Source organism: Bacillus sp. AP50, from assembly GCF_040492675.1.
Lineage (GTDB): Bacteria > Bacillota > Bacilli > Bacillales > Bacillaceae_G > Bacillus_A > Bacillus_A cereus.
Map to the genome: position 1 here is coordinate 1 of NZ_JBEUTW010000121.1, position 7,965 is coordinate 7,965.

Consider the following 7,965-nt stretch of genomic DNA (forward strand, 5'->3'; position numbering starts at 1 on the left):
GAACACATACACGGCAATATAAGCATCTTTTTAAAATTACGCGGTCTTTTCAGCATCTTAATCTCTCCCATCGAACATTACGTTCTTTATACAGAACATTATCTATATTATAGTAAAGAACTATTAAAATTGATAGACAAATACTAGAAAAATAGAAAAAGAGCTATCCATGTGATAGCCCTTTTTCTTATTATCTTTCTTCACCTGCTGTTTGTTGTGCATCAAACGTCCAATTTAATTGTAACTTATCGCCTTGGAATTGATTTTGATCTTTTCCATTATCAACGAACTCAAATTTCACTTTGAATTTATCAGATTTACCTGCTGAAATACCTTTTTCATCCCAGAACCAAGCCGATAAATCATTATCTACAGCTGTAAGTGTGTCACCTTTTAATTTATCTAAAGTAGTTTGTTTCACAATTGTCTCATGCTTATCTACATTTTTTAAGAATGTTACTTTAATATGTTTACCAAAATCATCTTTATTGTCTTTCTTTACATCTTCTACATTATAATCTGTTTTCAGTAGAACCTTTTTAATATTTAAAGAGCCTTTATTTTCTAGTTTAAATTCTTTTTCAATTGTATCCCCAGGTTTTAAATTCGATACGTTAACAACTGTTGATGGATTTAATGCTAAATCCAGTGTTCCAGCCGCAAATGTATTATTTGACACTTCTTTATCACTGAAAAATGCAAATGTTCCTCCACCAACTAAAGCTGCTCCTAATACTGCTGATGTAATACCCATTCCTAATTTTTTCTTTAAAGTCATGTCCATATCCCCTTAATATATATTTGTTAACTTCCTAAACGGAAAGTATAACCAAACGAACTAGACGGATTGTTCTACTTTTTTATCTTTCTTTTCTCCGTCAATGCTACGAATAGCACCAAAAATAGAAATCGCGGAATACCCAAGTAAAAAGACTCCTGGAATAATAAGAAGCAATGCTGCTCCCGCTTTTGAATTCGCATAATTCAGTAAATAACCAACATACGGAACTGTAATATCTGCATACTTTCCAACTACATTTTCTGCAAGTACTGGCTCTAAATCTGGTCCGTTGTTGTTATCCCCTTTTGTTTCATACATTACTTTTCCATTTGTATCTTTCACACCGATAATACGGTGAGTGATAATTTTTTGATCTTTCTCTTTAAAGGTAATAACATCACCTTTTTGATATTTAGAACCATCTTTGTTTGGTTCTATTGCAATGATTGATCCTGTTAAAAACGTCGGCTCCATTGATCCTGAAAGAACGCTCTTAAATTGATATCCCATCACTGTCGGATCACCACCGCTTGCTTTTGAAGAAATAACTACAAAAGCTAAAAAAACCATCAATGCAAATAAAACAAATGAGATCGCGTTGCTAATTATCTTCCATATTAATTTCATCGTCTCTCTCCCTCTCCGTTGTTTTATATTATTTGAAGTATGCAATATCCACTTGTGTTCTTTAACAAGAACACAAGTAAATGATATAACGAACTTTAAGTTATTGCAATAAGAAAATTTACAATTATTAGTTATTTAAAATATAGAAAAAAGACTGTGCCAAAATTTTACACAGTCTTTTTATTAGTAATTTATTTACCTTCTGATTTCATTCCTTTTGTATTTCGGCGCAACACTACATATAAAATTGCTCCAAATAATATAATCGCACCTATCCCAACACTTATTACTTTCACATTTGAGTCTTTTACTTCAGGCATAGTTGTATCTTTTTTAGGCATCGTAAAAGTGACATCTTCTGTTGAAAGAACATTTACCGTCGCAATTGTTTGATTATTTTTCGTAATATCAACTGCACCAACTACCTCACCACGATGTATTCCTTTATGATATAAAGATTCTTTATCTAATGAAGCCGCCCGGAAAATAGTTTTCACATTTTTCCCTTCATCTTTCTTAAGCATAAGCTCCGCACTTTGTTCCAACTCAGAATTAACATCTTTATTTAAATATGTTGTTTTTTGATGCCAATTATGTTTATCAAGCACCATTTGCTTCGTAAATTGACCGAAAGAATATTCCGCCATCTGCTTCAAATCTTCATAAATTTCAGGTCTTTGAGAAGCCATTACTACGCTTATAATACGATTTCCATCTTTCTCATTTAATAAAACAAGTGTATTACGTGCTTCATTCGTAAACCCTGTCTTACCGCCAATGCTATATGGATTTTCAAAAAAATTAGATTTATTAAAAATAGACACCGTCTGCCTAGACGTCGTAACTGTCGTTCTTTTCGTATTCATCGCTTGTAAAATTTCAGGATACTTTTGCACACCCTTCGTAATCATAGCCATATCATACGGCGTCGTATAATGGTTCGGATCATGCAATCCATTCGGTGTTACAAAGTGGCTATCTTTCGCTCCTAATTGCTTCGCTTTCTCATTCATCATATTAGCGAAATTCTCAACACTCCCGCCAATCCGCTCCGCAATCGCATACGACACATCATTCGCACTCAGCACCATTAAAATCATAAGCGCAGTATTTCTATTAATTGTCTCTCCAGGTTGAAACTCAATTTGATAATTACTCTTCTCTTGATCTAATGCTAATTGTGAAAATGTAAATTGATCCTCTGGCTTTGTATGCTCCATGAGTAAAATCGCTGTTAACACCTTCGTCGTACTAGCAGGATATGCTCGGTGATATGCGTTTTTATCATACAAAACATCTCCTGTTTTCGCATCAATTGTCGTTGCAAACTGACTAAAAACATTCGGTCCTTCCGCAGGTGGTGGTGCAACTTGTTCTGGATTTACTCCAATATTCGTCTCAGCACGCAATGTTATGGGCGTCAAAAAAAACGAACAAATAACTGTAATAAAAACCAAAATTTTCTTAAAATTTACCATATGACTCTCCCTTTTCCATTTACTCCTTAACAAAATAATAAATCTACCAACCATATGTAATTTGTATTATATTGGAAGAAATTTCACTATTTTTTACTATATCATACTTTTACGATAAAGAACATAAATATACAATAAAAATAAGAAGGAATTACTCTTTCTTATCCTTCTCATCAATCAACGAATCTATTAACTTTTGACTAGCTTCCTCGGGCGTAATCTCATCTGTTATTCCCATAAACGACCAACCTTTAGAATCAACCCACTCAACAAACTCTTGTAAAAATTCATCATGTGTAACATCCACATCAAGAATCGATCCATTAATCGAAATCGTTCTATTTTTAGACACGCGCATCTTGAACGTTTTTCTTACCATTACAACTTTTCTCCCTCTACTTCTGAATATTTATAAAGTGAAACTTTCATCAACCCCCACGAATCGGACTTTTACGGGCATTCCGACCCGAACCTAACTTCTTTACTTTTGCTGAATTTCGAGGTAAGAGATCTTACTGCCCGCAAATAGCGAGATAAAATAATCATGTATCTCTGTTATACATGATTTTCAGTAAATTGTAAAAAGGATATATTGGCCAATTGGCATATTGAAACTGAAAATCTATCATTCTGCAAAAATATCAAATGATATGTAATTGTTCATAAATGACTAAATAGATTCACATAAAAATAAAACAACTTACATTTTACCACACCAAATACAAATGACTTTCTTACAATGGAATGGAGTATACTAGAAGAAAACTTAAAATGAGGAGGAACCTCATGACGCGTTGTACGTATTGTAAAACGAAGTGGACAATAAAAGATGTATGGGCAATACTCGTGACATTTGAAAAGGATTGTCCGTATTGTTTTATGAGACAATATCTATCAAAGAAAACGGTGAACGCTATGCCAGAACTTATAAGCTTACCTTTACATTTCTTACTCCCTTTTCTTGTTGATTTGAGTGCTGAAGGTCCTTTGGATTGGTATCGTAAATAATATAACCACTACATCCAAAGACTACTTTCTACTGAATTCGCTTCTCATCATTATTCCTTCATACATTACTAGCATAATCGCTTATACTTTCCCTTTTGAAGATTCTGTAGCTCAGCAGGAAGAGCGTCCCCTGAACAAGGTTTATCAATTATGACTTTAATAAACGATGATATATGCATACTGTTAAGCATAAAAAATTAGCATTAAGTTCCACTCAAATATTAATTGAAACCCAACACTCCATTTAATCTGTAATCTAGAATACAAGCAGTGTTTTTTATTATGCATTTTTGCATACAGTATTATTTTCTCTTGTAAATAGATAATAATGGTATATAATAAAACCAACGTTTTACCAATAAAAGGTAACAAGAAGTAGTGGAATAAGTAAATAACCAAAGCGTATTAACAGATTTGTTCTATGTAAATCATGATACATATATGGAATCAAAACTATGAAATTTTATGTAGTGATTAGATTACTACAAGATGAAAGATTCATAGCGAATACACTTAAGGAAAAAACGTTCCATTAGATTAATGTGATATCTATCGAACGAATTGAGAGTATACTTAGGGGGAATTTCAAGTGAAAACATTTGGTAAAGTATTATTAACTGGCGCATTAGCTTTAGGCGGTTTAACGGTTATGAACATTGAAACACCAAAAGCACATGCTGACGAATGGGATGGTTGTCATTACATTTGTGGTCCTGGTGAAACGGTGAACGGTGTTACAGTTCAGGTACACTCTACACAAGTTACTTTTGGTAACAGCGTAATTGCAAGAATTACAAATGACCGAGCTGAAGAAATTCATTACAATGTCAGCCTTGAAAAGAAATATGGCGATAGATGGGGAGAATTTGAAACCAACTTCCGTTGGCAAAATCAATGGGTCCCAGCTGGAAGCAATGATGAAATTGCAACTTTCACAGGATATGGCGATGATATTTATGAGGATGGAACATATCGTTATAAAGTCGAAATAAAAGGCGCCGACGGTTCTATTGATACAATTTACACAGCAGGAATGACAGTTACAGGACGATAGCTTATGAACAAGCTCCATTATTTATGATTGTATTTTTGAAAATATCATTGATAATTGCGTTGATATTATTATTAAAATAAGCTCTTCGGGGCTTATTTTTTTATACAAAATTAGAATATAAATATTCAGAAAATTACACCTTTACACCATTAAAGTTTGTTGCTATTATAGGAATACATCAAATGTTACAATACTCAACAAATTGTACAAATTCTCCGATTACACGAATGAAATGAAAATACATTGCTGATGGTAACATTTATAGTTGGGATCCCGTAGCTCAGCAGGGAGAGCGCCACCTTGACAGGGTGGAGGTCGTGAGTTCGAGCCTCTCCGGGGTCATATGAAAAACCCCTTGATAGTCAAGGGGTTTTCTTTATGTAGCAAATAAATGATTATTATTAAAACTAAATTTTTCCCTACTTCTTTTCTCCATTTTGGAGAAAGACATAAATTATATTAATTATCGCTCTACGTTGTTCGCTAGAACTCGATTCTTTACTCTCTTTTGGGAGCTTTTTAAAATTCTCTTTGAAAAATAGCCTAATACAGCAATTTTTATATTTATTTATATAAATTTCTCAACAAAAAAGATCTACACAGTTTAACTATGCAGATCTTTGTAAATTTAAGTTTAGAAATGAATAGACGAATCCTATTTTTGCCCTAATTTGATTGCCTTTTTGATATTACTAAATGCACCTTTACCATATATTAATACGCCACCGCGGTAAACACGACTCGTTAAACCAATCATCATACATATTGTTGCAATTAGAATTGCTAATGCAAGCGCAATCTCCCATACTGGGATATTGAGGAATCCAATTCGTACAAGCATAACAATAGGAGTGAAGAAAGGTACATAACTAGTAATGGTAACAACCATGCTGCTTGGGTTTGACATTCCATAAATTGCTATATACAAAGCAGCAAGTAACATAAACATCAGCGGCATAACAGCTTGAGAAGATTCCTCTATACGCGTAATGATAGAGCCAAATAGACAAGATAATGAGCCATATAATAAGAATCCTAATGTAAAGAATAGAATCCCATAAAACACTAGAGTTGGAGCAACAGAATTTAAATCAATACTATTTAAAATATCATTTTTCGAATCATTAATTGCTGTTTTATATCCAACAGTTGCGACCAAGCCCCAAATTATGATTTGCGTAATACCAGCCAATAATGTTGAGAATAGCTTCGCATATAAATGTTTGGTAGGCGAAATACTTGAAACAACTAACTCCATAACACGAGAAGATTTCTCTGTTGCAACATCTGTTGCTAATTGTGCAGCATACATTAATATCATTAGATAATTTAGCATGATAAAGACATTAATTAAAATCCCTACACCCTCAGTATGTTCTCCATCTTTAACCTTATCTGAAACCGTTTTGGTATGAATTTCTACTGGCGTTGTTAACACCTTTAATTCATCTTGAGATAGATTCAATTGCTGGGCGAAATTAGAAGATTGTATTTGAGATAAAATCGTTTGAACCTTGCTAACATCTTGCTGATTTACATCCGTCTCAGTTATATACGTAGCCTTTAATTGTTTATTATTCAATTCCTCTACAACGATTGCATATGTATAATCACCATTTTTAACACCTGATTCTGCTTTTTGTTTATCCGTGCTACGTTTAACTTGTATCTTACTATCGACATTTTTAAACACTTGATGAATGGTTGAATATAATTCTTCTTTTTCTGTAACAACAACAACTTGATCGTCCTCGTTACCTGCAAACAAGTTATAAATCTTGTCAAAATTCATCAATCCTATAATTAACATAGAAACTATTATTGTAATAGCAAAATATGATTTTGATTTCACTTTAGATTTATAGTTTTGTAAAAAAATTGTCCAGAAGCTATTCATTTTGTGCACCTACTTTCGCGATAAAGATATCATTTAATGTAGGCTCTTCTACTGCAAACTTTTTAACATACCCTAATTTTGTTATCTCTTTAAATAAAACATGTGAAACTTCTTCATATGAAATTTTAAGAGTAACTGCATTTTTACGTTTCTTCATACTTTCTACACCTTTTATTTCTTTCAAATGGTCAAAGTTATGATCGCCAACGATTACAACGTTCTTTTTACCAAAATCACTTTTAATTTTGGTAATGTCACCCTGAACAACAGGTACACCTTTGTGCATAATACAAATGTGTTGGCATAACTCTTCCACATGTTCCATACGATGTGAACTAAAAAGAATTGACGACCCTTGTTTTTGCATATCAAGAACAGCGTCTTTTAACATTTCAACATTTACTGGGTCTAAACCACTAAATGGTTCATCTAAAATTAAGAGTTCAGGCTTATGTATAATCGCTGTTATCAGCTGGATTTTTTGCTGATTGCCTTTAGAAAGTTCTCCTACCTTTTTGTTCAGATGCTCAGTAATATTAAAACGCTCCAGCCAATAGTGAAGTTCTTTTTCTGCATCTTTACTTTTCATGTTCTTTAGTTTTGCAAAAAAGTTAACTTGTTCTTTGACAGTCATTTTCGCATAAAGACCACGTTCTTCTGGTAAATACCCAATTTTATCTGTAACACCATAATTTATAGGTTTACCATTCCATGAAATGGTCCCACTTGATTTCGATAAAAGTCCAAGTATCATTCGAAATGTAGTCGTTTTACCTGCTCCATTCCCGCCCAAGAATCCAAATATTTCACCTTTTGGTATCTCGATATTCAAATTATTCACTGCAATATGCTCGTCAAATTTCTTTGTTAAATCTTTAATTAGTAAACTCATTATCCACACCCTTAATTCCCAAGATGATTTATTTATACAATTGTATATCCATAGTCAACCACAATATTTTGCCCTCTAATGGCATCGCTTTTATCAGACATTAAAAATAAAATGACATTTGTTACATCTGAAATTTTAACAAATTTTCTATATGGAATTTTTTTAAATAACTTATTTCCTTCAAAGGACTTCAAATAGCTTTCGTTATTATCGTTTATACTATAGGAC

Annotated in this window: 9 protein-coding genes and 1 tRNA gene; 3 read left to right on the forward strand and 7 right to left on the reverse strand. The window is 32.9% G+C overall.

All coding sequences use genetic code 11. The annotated features are described in order from the left end of the window. Positions 1-190 precede the first annotated feature (190 nt). The 4 genes from ABWK52_RS10875 to ABWK52_RS10890 all read right to left on the reverse strand — a co-directional run bounded on the left by ABWK52_RS10875 (position 191) and on the right by ABWK52_RS10890 (position 3,265). Positions 191-778, reverse strand: a complete 588-nt coding sequence (locus ABWK52_RS10875) for a CalY family protein (RefSeq protein ID WP_000172854.1) — start codon at positions 776-778, stop codon at positions 191-193. Positions 779-838: 60 nt separating this feature from the next. Further along, positions 839-1,408, reverse strand: a complete 570-nt coding sequence (gene sipW / locus ABWK52_RS10880; RefSeq protein WP_000767792.1) for a signal peptidase I SipW — start codon at positions 1,406-1,408, stop codon at positions 839-841. 191 nt (positions 1,409-1,599) lie between these two features. Beyond that, on the reverse strand, positions 1,600-2,886 hold the full coding sequence (locus ABWK52_RS10885; protein WP_000247031.1) for a D-alanyl-D-alanine carboxypeptidase family protein: 1,287 nt from the start codon (positions 2,884-2,886) through the stop codon (positions 1,600-1,602). A gap of 151 nt (positions 2,887-3,037) precedes the next feature. After that, entirely contained in the window at positions 3,038-3,265 is a 228-nt protein-coding gene (locus ABWK52_RS10890; RefSeq protein WP_000251856.1) for a hypothetical protein, read from the reverse strand. Positions 3,266-3,672: 407 nt separating this feature from the next. Between ABWK52_RS10890 and ABWK52_RS10895 the strand changes: the two genes are divergently transcribed. From ABWK52_RS10895 to ABWK52_RS10905, 3 genes are all read left to right on the forward strand, one after another. Beyond that, a complete protein-coding gene (locus ABWK52_RS10895; RefSeq protein ID WP_000196288.1) occupies positions 3,673-3,894 on the forward strand; it encodes a hypothetical protein in 222 nt (73 codons plus the stop codon). Positions 3,895-4,483: 589 nt separating this feature from the next. After that, positions 4,484-4,948 (forward strand): hypothetical protein, encoded by a 465-nt coding sequence (locus tag ABWK52_RS10900; protein ID WP_000846655.1) that lies wholly within the window; start codon positions 4,484-4,486, stop codon positions 4,946-4,948. Positions 4,949-5,217: 269 nt separating this feature from the next. Further along, positions 5,218-5,290, forward strand: a tRNA-Val gene (locus ABWK52_RS10905). A 313-nt stretch (positions 5,291-5,603) separates the two neighbouring features. Here the strand turns inward: ABWK52_RS10905 and ABWK52_RS10910 are convergent. From ABWK52_RS10910 to ABWK52_RS10920, 3 genes are all read right to left on the reverse strand, one after another. Continuing rightward, the gene (locus tag ABWK52_RS10910) at positions 5,604-6,845 is read right to left on the reverse strand and encodes an ABC transporter permease (RefSeq protein WP_001084160.1); all 1,242 of its coding nucleotides are present in this window, start codon (positions 6,843-6,845) and stop codon (positions 5,604-5,606) included. After that, entirely contained in the window at positions 6,838-7,737 is a 900-nt protein-coding gene (locus ABWK52_RS10915; protein ID WP_061654700.1) for an ABC transporter ATP-binding protein, read from the reverse strand. The genes ABWK52_RS10910 and ABWK52_RS10915 overlap by 8 nt, the downstream gene beginning before the upstream one ends. Before the next feature lie 32 nt (positions 7,738-7,769). Further along, positions 7,770-7,965: SDR family oxidoreductase (locus tag ABWK52_RS10920; RefSeq protein WP_353771933.1), on the reverse strand; the 196-nt coding region annotated here is incomplete at its 5' end.